Raw genomic sequence first — 19317 nt, 5'->3', positions numbered from 1 at the left:
GACAGGAGGATGATTAAGATGGAAAAACGTGTAATTGGAGTTTATGACAATGGAGAAGAAGCGGTCCGTGCCATCGAGGAATTGAAGGCTCAAGGGTATGACCGTGACGATATTTCCGTAGTTGCAAAAGACCAGGATGAAGTAGATGCTGTAAAAGGCGAAACAGGATCAAAAGCAGAGGATGGTCTCACAGCCGGTGCCGCTACCGGAGGAGTGCTTGGCGGAACTGCCGGGTTACTGGCGGGCGTCGGAGCGCTGGCGATTCCGGGAATTGGCCCGATACTGGCAGCGGGCCCGATTGCAGCCACATTAACCGGGGCTGCAGTTGGCGCCGGGGCAGGTGGACTTACAGGTGCATTGATTGGCATGGGCATTCCTGAAGACGAGGCGGATCGTTATGAAAGAGACGTTAAGGATGGGAAGCTTCTCGTGTTATTGGATCCGGAGGCCAGGAAAACAAATAATGCAGCTAATACAGGTAACGCGTATACAGACATACGCGATGAAAGTGTCATCACTGATGAGGATTCAGTGCGCAAATATTAATCTTAAAACGGGTACGGAGACAAGGCCGATTCACTATCGAATCGGCCTTGTTTTTTATTCCTTTTATTTTAAACCTTAACGACATCTACCCGTCCGGAGAAGAAGGTGGCTCCGCCGCCCATATCGGCGATGCGATCGGGTGTCAGGGCATTTACAAGCTGCTTTGTTCCAGGCATGTCAGCCCAGAGTCCCTGGCTGACAAGTACTCCCGGAAGGACATTTTCCCCGACTGCAGCCTTTAATTCACATTCTCCTCGGTGATTATGAATCCGCACCATATCGCCATCCTCAATACCCAAACGCCCAGCGTCCACCTTATTCATATGCAATCTTGGTTCTTTTTCCAGAGAGATATGCCGCGGGTTATTCGCGAAAGTCGAGTTAAGGAAATTATGATTTGGCGCAGGAATGAACAGAAATGGAAGATCCCCGTCATCGACGATAGGCTGATAGACCGGAAGTGGATCATATCCATCCCTTAGCATCCGTTCCGAATATAGCTCTATTTTTCCGCTCGGCGTTGCCAGCTTTCCTGGAAGAAGCGGAGTAACCTTTGCTTTTATAAACTGATTTTCTAAGAGGCTTCGCAATGAAATCTCCTCTAAATAAGGGTTGGCGGGATTATCCAAAGCCTGCTCAATCATGTCCTCTTCTGAATCCTTAAAAGCCTGTTCATCGAATCCCATACCACTTGCGAGCCATTTGAAAACATCCGTATTGGATTTCGATTCTCCATATGCTTCGACAACCGGCTGCTGGATTTGCATATAGTTATGCCAGTAGGATGCCAAGAAATCGGTCGTTTCAAAAGAAGAAGACGCAGGCAGAATAATATCTGCGTAAGCCGCCGTCTCTGTTAAAAACAAATCATGGACGACTGTGAATAAATCTTCGCGCATTAGGCCGTCTCGAACCTTGTTGGCCTCCGGTGCAACCACGGCCGGATTAGAATTATAGACATACAAGGAACGAACCGGATTCTCAAGCTCCAGCAAAGCCTTGCCGATTTCGTTCATGTTAATGCTGCGTGTCGCTTTGTTCTCCAGCAAATCAGGCCGCTGAAGAGCGCGGGCATTGTGGGAAAGATAAGCGGAATTCCCTTTGGTGGCACCGCCGCCTTTCACAAGCCATTGGCCGGTTATTGCCGGGAGACAGGAAATCGTTCGGACACACATCCCTCCATTGTCATGGTGCTGGAGGCCGTTCCCAATTCGGATGTAGGCAGGGGAGGTTTTCCCGTACATGCGTGCAAGCTTATAAATATCTTCAACCGGAACGCCGGTGATTGCGGATACGGTATGCGGGTCATATTGAACGACATGCTGGCGCAATTCCTCTGCACCCACTGTATAATTCCTTAGAAACTCGTTGTCTTCCATATTCTCTGCAAATAAAATATGCATAATACCAAGAGCAAGGGCGCTGTCTGTACCGGGCAGTATCGGAATGAACCAGTCAGCCCAGCGCCCTGTCTGGTTTTTATGCACATCAATCACGACGATTTTGGCGCCGTTTTTCCGTGCCTGCTGGGCGATCGTAACATGGTGCATATTCGTGCTGACTGCATTGATTCCCCAGAAAATGAAAAGCTTCGAATGAATCGTATCTTCAGGATCAGTGCCATAGGAACCACCCATTGTGTACTTGTATCCTTCCGTGCCTGCCGAGTTGCATATCGAGCGGACGAGCCGGCTTGCGCCAAGCCGATTGAAAAATCGGCGGTCCATCCCTTCCGCGCTGAGATTGCCCATATTTCCATAGAAGCTGTAAGGAAGTATGCTTTCAGGGCCATGCTGTGAGATGAGCCCCTTCCACTTAGCTGTTATCGTATCAATCGCTTCTTCCCAGCTGATTCTTTCAAATTTCCCTTCCCCTTTGGCTCCAGTTCGTTTCAAAGGATATTGCAGCCGTTTTGGGTCATACAGCCTTGCGGTCATATTCCGGACTTTATTGCAGATGTTTCCCTTTGTTACAGGATGGCTTGGATCGCCTTCGACTTTAATAATCTTGCCATCCTTCTTATGCAGAAGAAGTCCGCACTGATCGGGACAATCCAATGAGCAAACAGAAGGGAATATTCCATCAGGCTGGTTTATATATGAGTTCATATTTGTTCTCCTATGTAGAATGAAGTTATCATTCTAGTTAACTTGTAACATTTTTTCTTTCAATAATAGAATACTTATGGACTTACATCAATAGAAGTGTTCGAGAACCTGTTTTAGTTATCCGAAAATTATTAACACTTTTAGAAATTTCTGATAATCTACTCATTAGGGGGTCCGATCTAGCAACTAAATGTGAAGGGGGATTTTTATGGAGTATGGGGTTATTATTTCAATCGTAATTTATATGATTGGAATGCTTATGATTGGATATGTTGCCTACAGACGTACGGCAAACCTGACCGATTACATGCTGGGCGGACGCAATTTAGGTCCGGCGGTGACCGCTTTAAGCGCAGGAGCATCGGATATGAGCGGCTGGCTGTTAATGGGCTTACCAGGAGCGATGTATCTTAGCGGATTAAGCAGCGGCTGGATTGTTGTGGGTCTTTGTTTGGGGTCTTATTTAAACTGGCTTTATGTGGCGCCTCGTCTAAGGACCTATACAGAGGTAGCCAATAATTCGATTACGATTCCGGACTTTTTTGAAAACCGTTTTAAAGACAATTCACGGATCTTGCGAATTACTTCTGCATTAGTCATTTTAATCTTTTTTACATTTTATACGTCTTCAGGAATGGTTTCAGGAGGACAGCTTTTCGAAAGTGCTTTTAACATGGATTATATGACCGGTGTCTGGCTCACCGCGAGTGTTGTAATCCTTTATACATTATTTGGCGGATTCCTTGCAGTGAGCTGGACTGACTTCGTCCAAGGGACTATTATGTTTATCGCTCTGATATTGGTGCCTATTGTAACGGTTGTAAATATCGGCAGTATGGATAGAACCTTTGATGAAATACGTTCCATTGATCCAGCACTATTGCAAGCATTCGAAGGAACAACAATGATTGGGATTATTTCCTTATTGGCGTGGGGGCTGGGTTACTTTGGCCAGCCGCATATCATCGTCCGTTTTATGGCGATCACTTCTGTAAAGGAAATGAAAAGTGCTCGAAGAATCGGAATGCGCTGGATGATTTTTTCGATTGTCGGTGCGATGATTACCGGGTTGTTCGGGATCGCTTATTTCAATATGACTGATGCGCCGCTTGGGAAGGATGAGCATGAAACCGTGTTTATCCAACTGGCTCAGGAATTATTTCCTTCCCTTATTACGGGATTCTTGCTCGCGGCCATCCTCGCAGCTATCATGAGTACGATTGCTGCACAGCTATTGGTGACTTCCAGTGCTTTGACAGAAGACTTTTACAAAGCATTCATCAGACGTTCTGCTTCAGATAAAGAACTGGTGCTCGTCGGACGGCTTGCCGTGCTGGCCGTCTCTCTGATTGCCTTGGTCCTTGCCCTCAATCCGAATGAAACCATCCTAAATCTTGTCGGATATGCCTGGGCAGGTTTTGGAGCGGCTTTCGGACCGGTCGTGCTTCTAAGTCTCTACTGGAAGCGGATGACGAAGATGGGGGCGCTCGCCGGGATGATCGTCGGTGCGGTAACAGTTATTGTCTGGGAGCAAATTGAGAAATTTGCAGAAGTATATGAAATCATTCCTGGCTTTATTGCTTGTACAATTGCGATTGTCGTGGTCAGTCTATTGACTGCCAAACCTTCGAGTGAGGTCGAAGCCGAGTTTGATGAGGCTGTGAATAGACTGGATTAATAAGCAGGTAAACCTTTGTCCTTTGCGGCCAAAGGTTTTTTTATCTCACCTGGCTATTGAAAATCCTTGATTAGGAAATAGTAAGATGAAATAATGCATGGGGATGACCGAATATGAGATAATTGTGAAACAGCAAGTAACTATGGGACTTGAATTACATAAAAGGAGATTCTTATGACTGAAACACCACCATTCATTTCAAACATGAAACCATTTATACAAAAATCCTGGGAAAAAGCAGGATTTGAGCAAGGGATGCCAATCCAGACCAAGGCTATTCCCCTTATCGCAGAGGGGAAGGATCTTATTGCCGAATCGCCGACAGGGACTGGCAAAACATTGGCTTATCTGCTTCCGTTGCTTGAAAAAATCGAACCCGACAAACAATCAATCCAGGCAGTCGTACTCGCCTCATCGCGTGAACTGGTGATGCAAATTTCCGAGGAAATCAGAATTTGGACTGAAGGAAGCGATATAGTTAGCGGGGCCTTTATTGGCGGGGCTAATCCAAAAAGACAGCTCGAAAAATTGAAGAAGCGCCCGCAGATTATTGCAGGGACTCCGGGTCGTATCTACGAATTAATTGCCCAGAAAAAAATCAAGATGCATGAAGTAAAAACGATTGTGCTGGATGAGGGCGATCAATTGCTAGTACCCGAGCATATAGGCACAATCCGCAACATCATCAAGTCAACGCTTAAAGATCGGCAGGTGCTTATGTTTTCCGCGACCCTCCCGGCACAGATTGAAAATTTAGCTATGGAATTGATGAACGATCCAGAAACAATAAGGATCGGAAGAAGTGACACGATCCCGTCAAAGGTAGACCATATTTATTTTGTATGTGAAAAAAGAGATAAAATCAGGATTCTTGAGAAAATTTACCGATTGGAGAACTTAAAGGGGCTCGCTTTCGTAAAAGACATTGCTGAAATAACCGTGATCAGTGAAAAGCTTGACTATAAAGGGATTGAACTGGGCGTCCTGCATGGTGAGTCCAATAAGATGGAACGAGAGAAATCATTGAGGAAGCTTCGTTCGGGCGAATACCCTTTGCTGCTCGCAACGGATGTGGCCGCAAGGGGCCTTGATATTAAAGGACTGACAACCGTGATCCATTTTGATCTTCCCGCAAATACAGATCAATACGTGCACCGCTCCGGAAGAACGGGCCGCGCCGGTGCCAGTGGAACGGTCATGTTGATTGTAACGGAAAGAGAAGAGCGGGAATTGAAAAAGCTCACCCGGGAGCTGGGCATCACGCTGAGCAAGAAAACTTTTTATAAGGGTGAAATCGTTGATGAACGATGAGATAAGGGGCCTTCGAGGCTCCTTTTTGTATGTAAACAGAAAATCATATGTTTTAAGGTACTGGATATTCACGGCTAATTCCTTACCTGTAAAATTTGTGCTCGATTATACGAATTTGTGCTCGATGAATGAGATTTGTGCTCGATAATCGGAATTTGTGCTCGATGAATGAGATTTGTGCTCGATAATCGGAATTTGTGCTCGATGAATGAGATTTGTGCTCGATAATCGAGATTTGTGCTCGATGAACGGAATTTGTGCTCGATGAATGAGATTTGTGCTCGATAATCGAGATTTGTGCTCGATGAATGAGATTTGTGCTCGATGAATGAGATTTGTGCTCGATAATCGGAATTTGTGCTCGATGATCGAGATTTGTGCTCGATGATTGAGATTTGTGCTCGATCGCAGAAATTTCTGTCCGATCATTCAGATAATGCTCAATTGCAAAAATTTCTGCCCGTTAAACGAATTGATGACTGGAAAAACTTTGTTACTAACATTTCATTATGGAGACGCTCCATCTTCTTCCTACATACTATAGGTAATAGATAAAAAATTCAGGAGGGAAACGATGGGAGAGAAGTTCAAACACATTGAAACTGCGGTCATTCATGAGGGGTATGATTCGAAACATCATATGGGGAGCTTGGTTACACCTATCTACCAGACTTCTACTTTCACATTCGATTCGGCCGAGCAAGGGGAAAGGCGTTTTGCGGGACAGGACGATGGATACATTTATTCGCGTCTAGGCAATCCGACGGTGAAGGTGTTAGAGGAGAGAATCGCTACTTTAGAGGGTGGTGAAGCAGGACTTGCCTTTGCTTCGGGAATGGCTGCTGTTTCAGCCGTACTTATATCTTTGACAAAAGCTAATGACCATATTATTTGTTCTCAGGGACTGTATGGTTGTACGTTTGGTTTATTACAGTTAATGAAAAACAAATATAACATCAACCACGATTTCTCTGCCATGGAGACACCGGAGCAGCTAAAGGCGCTGATCCGTCCAGAGACAGCTTGTATCTATATAGAGACACCGATTAATCCGACGATGAAAATGCTGGATCTACAGATGATCGCCAGTGTTGCAAAGAATTATAACATACAGGTCGTGGTCGATAACACATTCTCCACCCCTTACCTTCAAAAACCGCTTGAGCTGGGCTGTGATATTGTTCTTCACAGTGCGACCAAATATATTTGCGGACACGGGGATGTTGTGGCAGGACTGGTAGTCGGGAAAAAGGAGTTTATCTCCAGTGTCTCAATGACTACGCAAAAGGATATTGGCGGCATTATTTCGCCTTTCGATGCATGGCTGTTGTTGCGTGGACTAAAAACAATGCCTGTCCGGATGGATCGCCACTCAGAAAATGCGCTGAAGATTTTTAGCGAGCTTAAAAACCACCCGATGATTGATAGCGTATATTACCCGGGTGATTCTAATCATTCAGACTATCCCATTACAAAAAGGCAGATGAAACAGGGTGGCGGCCTTATTGCTTTTGAAATAAAAGGAACCAGACAAGACGCACAAAAGCTGCTCAACCAACTTTCACTTATCAAAATCGCCGTAAGTCTCGGCGATGCAGAAAGCCTGATTCAGCACCCGGCAACAATGACACACGCGGTCGTCCCTGAAGAATCCAGGCGAAATATGGGTATCTCCGAACGGTTAGTCCGCCTTTCCGTGGGCCTGGAAGCGTGGGAAGATATTTGGGATGACTTAAAACAGGCATTGGATGGATTAGCTGAAAAGGCCGTTTAAGTTACCGGAGCCCTAAGAAGGGCTTCTTTTATTTTGGGCCATCATTCATCCAGCTTTCGAATTTGGATATCGTCTGTTATTTTATCCTCATTCTGATTCTTAAGAGCCAGTATGACCGCCTTGCCGTCACTCGGGCTGCCATCGGCAAAATACATAGGGAATAACGAAAAAAATAAAATATAAAAAGAAAAGTAGATGAATTGGTACCAGAAAACGGAAACCTCTAAAATCTGCTGCCTAATTAAGAAATTTACGATAAAAATACTCACCAGGTTGAATAAGGAGCCGCCCAGATAAATAAGGGAATTCGTGAACCGATTATCGTATTTTAATGTTTCAAATTCACATGCTCCATTCCAAAAATAATATTTCTTGATCTCAATTTTCCAAATAGAAAATAATTTTGTCCCGCTGCCAATGACAATCCGCCGCTTGGTGCCGCCAAAAATCGCAACGAAAAAAATATGGCCGGCCAAATGGATAAACGTCACAATCGGTAATATAAGAAAAAAGGAAACTAAGAATTTCAAAACATCTGACACATCAAACATAGGTAAAGCCTCCTGACATAGAAGTAAAACTTAAGAAGTAGAGACTCTATATCCTTACCCGGCACAGCTAGGGGATAACATGTTATATTTTTCATGGAGCTATGAAATATTGCCATAAGTCTGGTTTATTTACATTAAATATTCATAGATGCTAACCTCTGACAAGCCAACAATACAAGGAATATGCCATACGTTGTTCAATTGATCATGAAAAACGCCTGAGCTCATTAGTGTTTTTATTGTCATTCAGGATCGTAATAACTTTTAATCAAAATAAAAACCACCAAATCCTTGTGATATCAAGGATTCAGGTGGTCTTTTTATGATATGTTATCTGTTTGGTAAGGTATTTGGCAGGGAAACTTAATAAGAATTCTTACTAACTTTGGCAAACGAATCAAGGGAGATATTGGTTTCCCATGTACTGATATATCGCATTGGGATTATTATACCCTAGTTGCTGAGGACTTGATATTTGCTGATTAGCAAATCGATTTGGAAGTGGTTGCGCTTCAGGAACCATAGGGGTAAAGACTCGCTGTTCATATCTTCGGTTCGCTTCAAAAAACTGATCTTCTAGAAATTCTGCTTGTTCATTGGTGAGCTCTAAAACAATTTCATTATTACTGTGATCATATGCGGTCAACAGAACATAACTTTCATTGTTCCGGCTGACATTTCCCACTTTAAGATAAAGGTTTTTTATTTCAAAGCGCACTCTCATTCCATCCATTTTAGCACCTCCGATAATGTATAACATTACTGTTAACTCGATAATAGAGAAATATGTAAAATAAATACGCAATAAGAATGAGTAGAATATCGGGTATATGGCAATCTTAGAATGAGAATTCTATAGGAGGATTGCTAATATGAAGGATGAAAAAAGTAAAATTAAATATGATGCAGAAGGCAATATTGTTCCTAGTAACGAAAAGCAGAATAAAGCTGAACTCGATTCAAAACGTGGAATATTAGATGAAAAAAATCCTGATGACTTTGAATAATAAAGTGGGCGATAAAGGAACAATTCCTTTACAGGTTGTATAGAATATCAATAATAGCTTTTAATTGGTTTGATGGAAAAGGTCAGGAGCAAGGAGATTAAACTCTTTGCTTTTTTTATTTGCAAATGATAAAATCCAACCAACCAAAAGTAAATATTTTCAGTAGATAACGGTAGGTTTTTGGTAGGATACTTGGTGATATTTAAGAGTTAAGAAATCATTTAAGAAGAATACAAAAATTAGTTATACCGTTTAAATATTGATAATAAAGCACTTTTGAGTATTTCAGAAAGCTTCTGAATATTAGTTAAATTGAATATTGTCCTTCGGGGTCGGGTGCAAGTCCCAACCGGCGGTGATGAAGCAATTCTAAGCCCGCGAGCCTTAACCGGCAGGATTTGGTGAGATTCCAAAGCCGACAGTACAGTCTGGATGGGAGAAGGACAGACGGAATATATAAGAGAGAAGTCTATTGAAAAATTATGTTTTTCATAGGCTTATTTCGCGATATATTTTGCCGGCGTATCCTTCCTAAAAAGACCCTTCAGCTTCTGAAGGGTTTATTTTATTTCTAAGGGAGGGTGAATAGGCACAGAAAATAGACATCTTGCTGAACAAATTAATAATACAGGAAATAAGGTGGAATTATGTTTACAGGAATCATTGAAGATATTGGAACGGTTTCATCGATAAACAGCAGCGGAAGCAGCATGGTGCTTGCGATTTCCTCAAAAAAAATTGTTGAGGATGTTAAGATGGGCGACAGTATCTCTGTTAACGGTGTGTGTTTGACGGTTACAGCGTTTACCAGTCAGACATTTACAGTCGATGTGATGCCTGAAACGATGAAAGACACGTCCCTCGGAATCTTAAAAGCAGGCTACCCGGTCAATTTAGAGCGCGCCATGAGTCCAAATGGCCGATTTGGCGGGCATTTTGTTTCCGGACATATTGACGGTACGGGAACGATCATCAAGAAAGAGAATAAAGACAATGCTGTTTATTACATCATTAAATTGGACGATTCTCTTGCTAAATATTGCATACCGAAAGGATCGATAGCGATTGACGGGACAAGTTTAACGATATTTGGGGTTGAGGCCAATTTGCTCACGGTCTCCCTTATTCCACTTACCCATCAAGAAACGGTACTGGGGCGGAAAAATGCGGGGGATATCGTTAATATCGAGAATGATATGATCGGAAAATATATCGTCCATCAAGCGGAAGGAAAGAAACCAAAAAAAGAAATGACGATGGATTTTTTAGCTGACAACGGATTTTATTAAAGGGGGTGGAAACAATTGTTTAATACGATTGAAGAAGCAATTGAAGACCTTAAGGCTGGCAAGGCAATCATCGTCGTCGATGATGAAGATCGTGAAAATGAAGGTGACTTTGTTGTTCTTGCCGAAAAAGCGACACCAGAAGCGATTAATTTTATGGCTACATATGGGCGTGGTTTAATTTGCGTGACAATCACCGGGGAAACTGCCTTTAAATTGGGTCTTCATCCCATGGTTGAAGACAATACCGATAATCACGGAACTGCTTTTACGGTCAGCATCGACCACAAAAATACGTCAACGGGAATCAGCGCTTTTGAACGCTCGACGACGATTCTTGAATTGTTGAATGAACAATCTGCCCCAACGGACTTTAGAAGGCCGGGACATGTTTTTCCGATAGTCGCAAAAGAAGGCGGCATATTGGCACGGGCAGGGCATACAGAAGCATCCGTCGATTTAGCGAAGCTTTCCGGTGCGCTGCCTGCGGGTGTAATTTGCGAAATCATGAACGAGGACGGGACGATGGCTCGCATTCCGGATTTGGCCAAAATCGCAGACAGGCACGAACTTAAGTTGATCACGATTGCCGAGCTTATCCGTTTTCGGGAAAAGCAAGAAAAACAAACGGAGTGGGAGTTCAACAATATTTAGAAATGAAAAGTCATGAGGAGGAAGTATAAATGGGCAAAGTTTTTGAAGGAAATTTAATTGGTACTGGTTTAAGAATCGGGATCGTAGTGGGAAGATTTAATGAGTTCATTACGAACAAGCTGCTTAGCGGTGCGATCGATGGATTAAAACGGCACGGGGTAGATGAAGGGGATATCGATGTTGCATGGACACCCGGTGCTTACGAAATCCCAATGATCGCAAAAAAGTTGGTCAACACAGAAAACTACGATGCGGTGATCGGACTTGGGACCGTCATCAGAGGAGCAACCACCCATTATGATTATGTTTCCAACGAAACAGCTAAAGGGATTGCTGCTGTTTCTCTTGAAACAGGGGTACCTGTCATTTTTGGCGTATTGACGACGGAAAATATTGAACAAGCGATAGAACGTGCCGGAACAAAAGCCGGTAATAAAGGGTATGAAGCAGCTGTTTCCGCCATTGAAATGGCTAACCTTGGAAAAGCAATCGGGTAAAGGTAATGAATAAAAAACTGGACAGGTGAAAAAATACTTTCTGTATTATTTTCGCCTATTTTGCTTATACCCTCTTGTGGAAGACACTATGAAAGAGTTATAATATTGTTATTATTATGATATTAAGGGAGGTGAAGAGATGAGTCGTTCTGTTATTTTGCGCGAGCAATGGCTGGATTTTATGTATATTTGCCGTGCGATTTTTCATGGTGCATTTGTTCAATGGGGAAGTCTGCCCTTTTTTAACAATTGCATAATGGAAACAGAATGATAAGAAGTCTCTTCACCCATATTTATATGAGCGGTAAAAGGGAGCCTTATTTGTGCTCCTTTTTTTGTTTTTATTTATAAACCGTGGCTGGAAGCTTAGCTTCTTTGCCGCGGTTTTTTTATTTTACCAATTTGGAGGAATGTTACCATGATCGTTTGCGGGGTACAACAGGCAGCCAAAATGTTTGGCGGCAATCTTATTTTTGAAAACCTTTCATTTGAAATACAAGAAAAAGACCGGATCGGCTTGGTCGGCCGAAACGGAGGCGGAAAGACGACAATTATGAAAATCATCGCGGGTGCTGAATCCGCGGATGCTGGGAAGGTTCATCTCAAGAAAGGGACACGGGTCGGATACCTCGCCCAGATACCATCTTTTCCACGAGGGGCGACAGGACGGGAAGTATTGATGTCAGCTTTCTATGAGGCTTTGTCGATTTCAAAAAGGCTTAGTGAATATGAGGAGAGAATGTCCCGTACACATGATGAAAAGGAAATGGCAAAAATCCTTGATGAATACGGCATTCTTCAGGAGAAATTCGCGCTTCTGGACGGTTATGAAATCGAGGCGAAGATTATGAAGGTGGCAAATGGGTTAAAAATAGCAGCATTGCTGGAGGCTCCTTTTATTAATATGAGCGGCGGTGAGCAAACGAAGCTGTGTTTAGGGCTGATTCTGCTGCAGCAGCCGGAGCTTCTTTTGCTCGATGAACCAACAAACCATCTCGATATCTCGGCGGTTGAATGGCTGGAACAATTCATTAAGGAATACGAGGGAACGGTCGTCACCATCTCGCATGACCGTTACTTTCTTGATGAAATAGCAACGAAAATCATTGATTTAGAGGATGGTGAAGTGACTATCTATCATGAAAATTATTCCGGGTTTGTGAAGGAAAAGGAAAAGCGGCTTCTGGAGGAATTTCAGGCTTACCAAGAGCAACAAAAGAGAATCAAAAAAATGAAAGAAGCCATTAAGCGACTCCGAGAGTGGGCCAATCAGGCCAATCCGCCGAATGAAGGCCTTCATAGACGGGCGAGGAATATGGAACGCGCGCTCGAGAGAATAGAAAAGTTAAAGCGGCCGATTTTAGAAAGAAAGAAAATGGGCTTGGAATTTGATGCAGCTGATAGGAGCGGGAAAGATGTCATAGTAGTGAAAGATGCGGCAAAATCGTTCGGCGGAAAATCGCTTTTCCATGATGCAAGTCTTCATCTTCAATATAAGGAACGAGCCGCGATCGTCGGGGATAACGGGACAGGCAAATCCACCCTCTTAAAGATGATCCGCGGTGAAATGACAGCGGACGTTGGGGAAATACGGATGGGAAGCAATGTAAAGGCGGGTTATTTGTCACAGCATCTTTATACAGCTAATGGTAACATGACTGTACTTGAAGCGTTTCGGGAGGAAGCGTTAGTCCCTGAAGTTGAAGCAAGGCATATTCTTGCCGGATTTTTATTTTATGGTCCCGCGGTTTTTCGAAAGGTAGGACAGCTAAGCGGCGGGGAACGGATGAGACTCCGTCTGGCCCAATTAATGCATCAGGATATTAACCTATTGATCCTTGATGAACCGACTAACCACCTTGATATCGATTCGCGCGAGGTGCTTGAGGATGCGCTGGAAACGTTTCAAGGCACTATCTTGGCGGTGTCGCATGACAGGTATTTATTGAATAAACTTTTTGATAAAACGTATTGGATAGAAGAGGAAAAGCTCCATTATTTCACGGGGAATTACAGCTGGGCAAGGAAAAAGCTGAATGAAATAAAAGCAAAGCAAGAAAGCAGCCAGGAATCGGTTAATTCTATTAAAAAGGCGCCTAAGGCGAAGCGATTGTCATCGCCTGTTGAAAAAGAAATGGAGAGGCTGGAGGGGCAGCTGGAAGAAACCGAGAGAATCTTAGCGGAATTGCACGAAAAAATGGAACAGGAGGATTCAATTGAAATGCTGCAAAGCTACTTTGCACAGCAAGAATCAATCGAACAACAACGAGATGAGATTTATCAGGAGCTGGAAAAGTATTGGTGAATAAGTGACCGGAGAGGGATTGCACCTCTTCGGTTTTTATCATGATTAAATCATGGTGTAATTTGGAACATTTTTGTAAAATGATAAAGAAGCATTGAATGGACAAATATAAACTTTTAGGAGAATGGGCTATGAAAATAACTCTATCAGAAAAAATGCGAAATTTTTCAACGGGTATTTTCACGGAGTTGGCTAATCGAAAACATGAGGCGATCAAAAGGGGAATAGACATAATCGATTTAAGTGTAGGTAGCCCTGACTTGCCGCCGCCTGCAATCGTTGTGGATACTCTGGTCAAACACGCTAAAGACATAACCAAATACGGCTATACATTAAAGGGAACTCCTGAGTTTCATGAGGCGGTTTGCTATTTTTACAAGCATCGTTATGCGGTAGACCTTGATCCGGGAGAGGAAGTGCTACAGTTAATGGGTTCGCAGGACGGGCTTGCCCATTTAGCAACGGCAATTGTGAATCCGGGAGAATATGTTTTGGTCCCGGATCCTGGCTATCCGATCTATGAAGCGAGTGTTTCCCTAGCGGGCGGAATCATCTATCCGATGCCTTTAACGGTCGAGAATAATTTCTTGCTCGACCTCGACCAAATTCCAGTGGATGTTGTAAGGAAAGCGAAAATGATGATTATCAGCTATCCAGGCAACCCGGTAGCCGCCTTAGCGGATCAAACTTTTTTTGAAAAGGTGGTCGAGTTTGCCAAACAGCATAATATTTTGGTTATTCATGACTTTGCCTATTCCGAATTGATATTCGATGATCATCCCCAAATCAGCTTTCTGTCGATTCCTGGTGCGAAGGAGGTTGGAGTTGAATTCAATTCTCTGTCCAAAACATTCAATATGGCGGGCAGCCGGATTGGCTATGTTGTGGGCAATGCTGAAGTGCTCAAGATCTTGGGTACTTTGAAATCACATATTGATTATGGGGTTTTTTATCCGATCCAAAAGGCCGCGGAAATGGCACTTACTTCCGATTTCTCGATACTTAATGATCAGGTGAAGGAGTATGAAGTTCGTCGGGATGCTTTGGTGGCAGGACTGGAGAAAGTCGGATGGCATGTACCTAAGTCGTCTGCGACCATGTTTATTTGGGCCAAGATTCCTGATGGATGGACGTCGCGTAAATTTGCCTTTCAATTGATTGAACAAGCAGGAGTAGCTGTCGTGCCCGGAGATGCCTTTGGGAAACAAGGGGAAGGCTATGTCCGAATAGCGTTGGTTCAGCCTGCTGAACGTCTTAGTGAAGCTGCTAAGAGAATTCAGGGATTTTTTCAGAAGAACGAGAAACTTTGAAAAACCGGCAGCGAATATCCTGCCGGTTTCGCTTTTAGCTATACGATTCAATCGCCTGGTCAATCGCGCGGTATGCTTGACCAAATGCACTGGAAGAAGCTACATCACCGCTAATGTCCAGCTCCCGCTGAGCATTTTGTGCTTGTGTAACCGACCTGATTACATTCTCCAGCATTTCTTTTTTTGTACCTGCGGTTTCCTTTGCTTCCTCGAGGGCCTCAATGCACCGAGCCAGATCATTGGAACTGGGATGATCGTATGTGTATTCAAGTATTTCCTTAGCCTGCTGTAAAAGCTCTTTCATAATCTACCTCTCTTTTCTTCAGTAATAGTCGTCATTATTGTGGACATCTTCATGCAGTTTATTCGAAATCTCCAACCATTTTCCTTAAAATAGAGCGGAGAATAACTTTGACAAGTTAAATGAAGTTTTACAGGGAATATTACTATATATTCGTGATTTTAGGGGGAATTCATATGTACCGACTTTTATCTCATAATGATTTGGACGGAGTAAGCTGTGGTATCCTGGCAAAATTGGCGCTAAAGGATAAGGTGACTATCAGTTATCATTCCATATCAGGACTTAATCACCAGGTCGAAGTATTTTTTGAAAAGGGAAATCAAGACATAGAGCTGTTTATTACTGATATATCCGTTGATGAAGATAATGAAAAAAGGATATCCGAATTTGTTTCGGCAGGTGGGAAGGTGAAGCTAATTGATCATCACAAATCGGCTGAGCACCTTAATCAATATGATTGGGCATCCGTTACGGTCACGCAATCTGATGGAAAACAAGCTTCGGCGACATCGCTTTTTTATGAATATTTGCTTCAAAACAACTTGCTTGTCCGTTCTGCGATTTTGGATGATTTTGTTGAACATGTCAGACAATATGATACTTGGGATTGGGATGCAAACGATAATTTCACGGCTAAGCGGCTAAATGATCTTTTCTCGATGATTTCGATTGATGAATTTGAGGCAAAACTAATTAAAAAGCTTACTGAGAATACAGCATTCTCATTTGATGAGATTGAACAAAAGCTTCTGGAAGTGGAAGAAGACCGCGTCGAAAGGTACATCCACAGAAAGAAAAGAGAGGTTTATCAAATGAGCATTGGCAATCATTTGGCTGGAATTGTCCATGCGGAATCCTATCACTCTGAGCTTGGAAATGAACTTTCCAAAGAGTTTCCACACCTTGATTATATAGCAATGGTCATGGTCGGCAGCAGGCGCATATCGCTCCGGACGATTCATGATGAAGTGGATGTATCAGAGGTTGCCGCGAATTATGATGGGGGCGGCCATCAAAAGGCATCCGGCTGTAATTTAACACCGAAAGCTTTTGGGCAATTTGTGGAAAAACCCTTCCATTCCGAACCGTTGAAACGGGATGCCTTTAACAATAGATTTAATCTAAAGGGATCTGAACGAGGCTGTTTATACAACGGGAAGCATGACGAGAATATCTTCGTTTATCATGAGTCAGGAAAAGGCTGGTTTATTGAAATGAATGAAAAAAAGGAAAACCAGATGTACTCCTCTTTCGCAGATATCGAAAAACAGATCAAGCGAAAATATTTCGCCTATCTGGTCAGGGATGATAAATTTGTCGATTATTTATTGAAGCATTATAGTAAGGTGAAGAAATAACTGAGTGTGAAGAGAGAAAGCGGGCGTGTTTTACCTACTGTAATTTCAGCTGCTTCCATAAGAAAACCCGGCGATCGCCGGGTTTTCTACTGTTTATCAAGTCGATATGGTTGGCGTTTTTTTGCTCGTTCTAGTGGTAGGTGTGGATTGTCTGTGGACAATCGCGTTAATTTCCCCGCCAATGACGAGTGCCAGCCCGGTTAAGTATAACCATAGCATCAGGACAATGACACCTCCTAAGCTTCCGTAAGTGGAGGAGTAATTGCCAAAATGAGATACATAAAAGGAAAACCCTAATGAAATCAGTTGCCAGATGACGGTTGCCACAAGTGCCCCTGGAATGACCTGTTTAAACGGGTAATGCTTGTTTGGGGCATAACGGTACATCACAGCTAGGACAAGAGCGATGACCACGATGGCAATGACCCAACGCAAAACGCTGAACAGGATTTCCATGCCGTCGGGTACCGGGATGATCGTTTTAACAAAATCCAGAATGACGTTACCGAAAACCGGAAGCAAGAGCGCTACAACGAACGCCACGGTTAAACCAAGCGTTAGTATAATGGAAAGCAATCTTGCTTTAATAAAGCTCCTTGTTTCTTCAACATCAAAAGCGACATTCATCGAGTGGATAAATGCGTTTATCCCGTTAGAAGCAGACCAGAGGGTACCTAGGATACCAAAAGTCAGCAAGCCACCGTTCTGTTCACTGACAAGCTTGATAATATCCTCCCTGAATACTTCCGTTGTTTCGGAAGGCATGATATTCTCCAAAAAGTCCAGTGCTTCCTGAGGTTGGATTGACAAATACGGCAGGATAGAAAGCAAGAGAATTAGCATTGGAAAAAGTGCGAGCATATAATAATAAGCCTGCTCAGCCGCCAACCCCGTGGCTCGGTCCTCTTTTATCTCCTTCCCCAGCTGTTTGCCTATTGATTTCAATTTATTCATCTTCAGCATCAACTCCTGAGTAATTACTATGTACCCACTCTTTTCCCATAAGCTTGTCACGTTAATCCTATGTTTAATCAATTCCTTTAATTACCCAAAATTATTCTGAAATGATAAAAGGGACTGAAGCCCGAAAATATACGGGTCAGTCCCTTTTATCATCAGCCGGATGCTCTTTCTTTAGCCTTGGCTGGTTTATTGCTCCATTTAAAAATATTATCCAAGAATTTATAGATGTGCTTGGATTCCCTTGTTAAGAGCGGGCCAAGGATCGCAAGGATTAATACGTAAAGAGCGGAAAATGGTTTCAATACAGGCATTAAACCGCCGGCGATGCCCAGATTGGCCATAATAATCGAAAACTCGCCTCTTGAGACAATGGTTAACCCGATATTTGTAGATGCTTTATGGGATAACCCTGCCCGGCGCCCCGCGATCAAACCTGCAGTAAAGTTGCCGATAATCGTCAATATCACCGCTCCTAAAGTCAACCAAACTGCACCGCCAAGCGAAAATGGGTCAATGCTCAGGCCAAAGCTGAAGAAGAAAATAGCGCCGAAGAAGTCCCTGAAAGGAACGACTAAGTGTTCGATTCTGTCGCTGTGTTCTGTTTCGGAAAAAACCAAGCCGAGAAGGAGAGCACCGATTGCTTCAGCGACATGGATCGTTTCTGAAAAACCGGCAATAAAGAACAGCGAGGCAAAAACGACGATGATAAAAATCTCATTTGAAGAAATATCCAATAGTTTATTTAAAATAGGGGTAGCTTTTCTTGCAACGATGAAAAACAAAAGCATATATCCGAGAGCAATAAGGATCGAGATAATCGCCCCGCCCAGGGTGGCAGCTTCGCCAAGGACCAAACCTGACACTACAGAAAGGTAAACGGCAAGGAAGATATCTTCAAACATAATAATCCCAAGGATCAGTTCGGTTTCTTTATTACCCGTTCTTCTCAAGTCAACAAGAACTTTGGCGACGATTGCGCTGGAAGAAATCGTAATGATTCCGGCAACAATTAATATTTCTAATAGGGGAAAGCCCATTAGATAAGCGTATAGCAGACCGAGGCCGAAATTGATTAAAATGTAAATGGTTCCACCAGCAACAATCGATCGGCCTGATTTAATCAGTTTTTTGATAGAAAATTCTAATCCGAGATAAAAGAGGAGGAATAACACACCGATTCGGCCGAGAAAAGCAATGATTTCTTCACTTTCGATGAACCTCAGGTCGATGATCCCAAACTTTGGTGCGTGTGGACCTACCAGCATCCCGAGAATAATCAGAAACGGGATAATCGAAAAATTGAACTTTCCGGCGAGTACTGCCGCGATTGCTACCAATACTAACGCTGTTCCTACTTCAAGAACTAAGTGATCCATTCCTAATCACCTCTTTCATTGGTGAGCAACTCTTTTATTAATTTTTTCAATTCCTTTCGCTCGCCTGAAATCACCATTGTATCACCCGTATCAATGAAGGATTCCGGTCCAGGGCTTAACTGCTGCTTCTTCGTATTTTTCTTTATGATGGCAATGACGGTCACATTATAATTGCTTCGGATATCGATATCACCAATCGTCTTGCCGACGGCTTTAGCACCCGGTTCAACTTTAAGGTTCTCCGTCAAATGTTGGGGTGGCGACTCATTGTCGTCACCCTTAACCAATG

18 protein-coding genes, 1 pseudogene and 1 riboswitch are annotated in these 19317 nt (G+C 43.1%); of the genes and pseudogenes, 12 read left to right on the top strand and 7 right to left on the bottom strand.

The genetic code is table 11. The features are described 5' to 3' along the window. The first annotated feature begins 18 nt into the window (after positions 1 to 18). Positions 19 to 546 (top strand): YflT domain-containing protein, encoded by a 528-nt coding sequence (locus D0463_RS07175; protein ID WP_117306655.1) that lies wholly within the window; start codon positions 19 to 21, stop codon positions 544 to 546. Between the two features lie 68 nt (positions 547 to 614). On the opposite strand, the gene D0463_RS07170 is transcribed toward D0463_RS07175, so the two are convergent. Next, positions 615 to 2654, bottom strand: coding sequence for a molybdopterin oxidoreductase family protein (locus D0463_RS07170; RefSeq protein WP_117306653.1), 2040 nt, complete (start codon positions 2652 to 2654; stop codon positions 615 to 617). Positions 2655 to 2862: 208 nt separating this feature from the next. On the opposite strand from D0463_RS07170, the gene putP reads away from it, so the two are divergent. The 3 genes from putP (at position 2863) to megL (ending at position 7417) form a co-directional block, all read left to right on the top strand. Continuing rightward, positions 2863 to 4332, top strand: coding sequence for a sodium/proline symporter PutP (gene putP / locus D0463_RS07165; RefSeq protein WP_117306651.1), 1470 nt, complete (start codon positions 2863 to 2865; stop codon positions 4330 to 4332). Between the two features lie 174 nt (positions 4333 to 4506). Further along, positions 4507 to 5643 carry a DEAD/DEAH box helicase gene (locus tag D0463_RS07160; RefSeq protein WP_117306649.1) on the top strand — a complete coding sequence of 379 codons (1137 nt, stop codon included), beginning with the start codon at positions 4507 to 4509 and terminating at the stop codon, positions 5641 to 5643. Between the two features lie 574 nt (positions 5644 to 6217). Next, a complete protein-coding gene (gene megL / locus D0463_RS07155) occupies positions 6218 to 7417 on the top strand; it encodes a methionine gamma-lyase (protein ID WP_117306647.1) in 1200 nt (399 codons plus the stop codon). Positions 7418 to 7458: 41 nt separating this feature from the next. On the opposite strand, the gene D0463_RS07150 is transcribed toward megL, so the two are convergent. Together D0463_RS07150 and D0463_RS07145 are read right to left on the bottom strand one after the other, a co-directional pair. Next, positions 7459 to 7968 carry a hypothetical protein gene (locus D0463_RS07150; RefSeq protein ID WP_117306645.1) on the bottom strand — a complete coding sequence of 170 codons (510 nt, stop codon included), beginning with the start codon at positions 7966 to 7968 and terminating at the stop codon, positions 7459 to 7461. Positions 7969 to 8365: 397 nt separating this feature from the next. Beyond that, the gene (locus tag D0463_RS07145) at positions 8366 to 8701 is read right to left on the bottom strand and encodes a hypothetical protein (RefSeq protein WP_117306643.1); all 336 of its coding nucleotides are present in this window, start codon (positions 8699 to 8701) and stop codon (positions 8366 to 8368) included. Positions 8702 to 8840: 139 nt separating this feature from the next. Between D0463_RS07145 and D0463_RS20065 the strand changes: the two genes are divergently transcribed. The 7 genes and pseudogenes from D0463_RS20065 to D0463_RS07120 all read left to right on the top strand — a co-directional run bounded on the left by D0463_RS20065 (position 8841) and on the right by D0463_RS07120 (position 15027). After that, positions 8841 to 8975, top strand: a complete 135-nt coding sequence (locus D0463_RS20065; protein ID WP_301950629.1) for a hypothetical protein — start codon at positions 8841 to 8843, stop codon at positions 8973 to 8975. Positions 8976 to 9293: 318 nt separating this feature from the next. After that, positions 9294 to 9423, top strand: a riboswitch (FMN riboswitch). A gap of 199 nt (positions 9424 to 9622) precedes the next feature. Further along, positions 9623 to 10264 (top strand): riboflavin synthase, encoded by a 642-nt coding sequence (gene ribE, locus D0463_RS07140; protein WP_117306640.1) that lies wholly within the window; start codon positions 9623 to 9625, stop codon positions 10262 to 10264. A 15-nt stretch (positions 10265 to 10279) separates the two neighbouring features. Beyond that, a pseudogene (ribB, locus tag D0463_RS07135) lies at positions 10280 to 10885 on the top strand (3,4-dihydroxy-2-butanone-4-phosphate synthase); the annotation flags it as partial. A gap of 59 nt (positions 10886 to 10944) precedes the next feature. Beyond that, positions 10945 to 11412 carry a 6,7-dimethyl-8-ribityllumazine synthase gene (gene ribH / locus D0463_RS07130; RefSeq protein ID WP_117306636.1) on the top strand — a complete coding sequence of 156 codons (468 nt, stop codon included), beginning with the start codon at positions 10945 to 10947 and terminating at the stop codon, positions 11410 to 11412. 139 nt (positions 11413 to 11551) lie between these two features. Continuing rightward, entirely contained in the window at positions 11552 to 11683 is a 132-nt protein-coding gene (locus tag D0463_RS20060; RefSeq protein ID WP_301950628.1) for an RAxF-45 family protein, read from the top strand. A 147-nt stretch (positions 11684 to 11830) separates the two neighbouring features. Then, complete coding sequence (gene abc-f / locus D0463_RS07125; protein ID WP_117306634.1) at positions 11831 to 13717, top strand: ribosomal protection-like ABC-F family protein; 1887 nt, start codon at positions 11831 to 11833, stop codon at positions 13715 to 13717. Between the two features lie 131 nt (positions 13718 to 13848). Continuing rightward, positions 13849 to 15027, top strand: coding sequence for an LL-diaminopimelate aminotransferase (locus D0463_RS07120; protein ID WP_117306631.1), 1179 nt, complete (start codon positions 13849 to 13851; stop codon positions 15025 to 15027). A gap of 34 nt (positions 15028 to 15061) precedes the next feature. Here D0463_RS07120 and D0463_RS07115 read toward each other — a convergent pair whose 3' ends face one another. Next, positions 15062 to 15331: a hypothetical protein gene (locus tag D0463_RS07115; protein WP_117306629.1), complete on the bottom strand. Its 270-nt coding sequence runs from the start codon at positions 15329 to 15331 to the stop codon at positions 15062 to 15064. Positions 15332 to 15504: 173 nt separating this feature from the next. On the opposite strand from D0463_RS07115, the gene D0463_RS07110 reads away from it, so the two are divergent. Further along, complete coding sequence (locus tag D0463_RS07110) at positions 15505 to 16689, top strand: DHH family phosphoesterase (RefSeq protein ID WP_117306626.1); 1185 nt, start codon at positions 15505 to 15507, stop codon at positions 16687 to 16689. Positions 16690 to 16785: 96 nt separating this feature from the next. Here the strand turns inward: D0463_RS07110 and D0463_RS07105 are convergent, their stop codons facing one another. The 3 genes from D0463_RS07105 to D0463_RS07095 all read right to left on the bottom strand — a co-directional run. Continuing rightward, entirely contained in the window at positions 16786 to 17643 is an 858-nt protein-coding gene (locus tag D0463_RS07105) for a YihY/virulence factor BrkB family protein (protein ID WP_117306624.1), read from the bottom strand. Between the two features lie 161 nt (positions 17644 to 17804). Beyond that, a complete protein-coding gene (locus D0463_RS07100; RefSeq protein WP_117306621.1) occupies positions 17805 to 19028 on the bottom strand; it encodes a cation:proton antiporter in 1224 nt (407 codons plus the stop codon). A 2-nt stretch (positions 19029 to 19030) separates the two neighbouring features. Further along, positions 19031 to 19317: cation:proton antiporter regulatory subunit (locus tag D0463_RS07095; protein WP_301950627.1), on the bottom strand; the 287-nt coding region annotated here is incomplete at its 5' end.

Origin of the sequence: Bacillus sp. V59.32b (assembly GCF_003429085.1) — a bacterium.
Classification (GTDB): Bacteria; Bacillota; Bacilli; order Bacillales; family DSM-1321; genus Peribacillus.
The sequence above is the reverse complement of the archived record's forward strand: the minus strand, read 5'-3'. Positions and strand labels throughout refer to the sequence as shown.

Coding starts and splice junctions, on each gene's coding strand:
- D0463_RS07175 (WP_117306655.1), top strand. CDS start 19: ATGGAAAAACGTGTAATTGGAGTTTATGACAATGGAGAAGAAGCGGTC.
- D0463_RS07170 (WP_117306653.1), bottom strand. CDS start 2,654: ATGAACTCATATATAAACCAGCCTGATGGAATATTCCCTTCTGTTTGC.
- putP (WP_117306651.1), top strand. CDS start 2,863: ATGGAGTATGGGGTTATTATTTCAATCGTAATTTATATGATTGGAATG.
- D0463_RS07160 (WP_117306649.1), top strand. CDS start 4,507: ATGACTGAAACACCACCATTCATTTCAAACATGAAACCATTTATACAA.
- megL (WP_117306647.1), top strand. CDS start 6,218: ATGGGAGAGAAGTTCAAACACATTGAAACTGCGGTCATTCATGAGGGG.
- D0463_RS07150 (WP_117306645.1), bottom strand. CDS start 7,968: ATGTTTGATGTGTCAGATGTTTTGAAATTCTTAGTTTCCTTTTTTCTT.
- D0463_RS07145 (WP_117306643.1), bottom strand. CDS start 8,701: ATGGATGGAATGAGAGTGCGCTTTGAAATAAAAAACCTTTATCTTAAA.
- D0463_RS20065 (WP_301950629.1), top strand. CDS start 8,841: ATGAAGGATGAAAAAAGTAAAATTAAATATGATGCAGAAGGCAATATT.
- ribE (WP_117306640.1), top strand. CDS start 9,623: ATGTTTACAGGAATCATTGAAGATATTGGAACGGTTTCATCGATAAAC.
- ribH (WP_117306636.1), top strand. CDS start 10,945: ATGGGCAAAGTTTTTGAAGGAAATTTAATTGGTACTGGTTTAAGAATC.
- D0463_RS20060 (WP_301950628.1), top strand. CDS start 11,552: ATGAGTCGTTCTGTTATTTTGCGCGAGCAATGGCTGGATTTTATGTAT.
- abc-f (WP_117306634.1), top strand. CDS start 11,831: ATGATCGTTTGCGGGGTACAACAGGCAGCCAAAATGTTTGGCGGCAAT.
- D0463_RS07120 (WP_117306631.1), top strand. CDS start 13,849: ATGAAAATAACTCTATCAGAAAAAATGCGAAATTTTTCAACGGGTATT.
- D0463_RS07115 (WP_117306629.1), bottom strand. CDS start 15,331: ATGAAAGAGCTTTTACAGCAGGCTAAGGAAATACTTGAATACACATAC.
- D0463_RS07110 (WP_117306626.1), top strand. CDS start 15,505: ATGTACCGACTTTTATCTCATAATGATTTGGACGGAGTAAGCTGTGGT.
- D0463_RS07105 (WP_117306624.1), bottom strand. CDS start 17,643: ATGAATAAATTGAAATCAATAGGCAAACAGCTGGGGAAGGAGATAAAA.
- D0463_RS07100 (WP_117306621.1), bottom strand. CDS start 19,028: ATGGATCACTTAGTTCTTGAAGTAGGAACAGCGTTAGTATTGGTAGCA.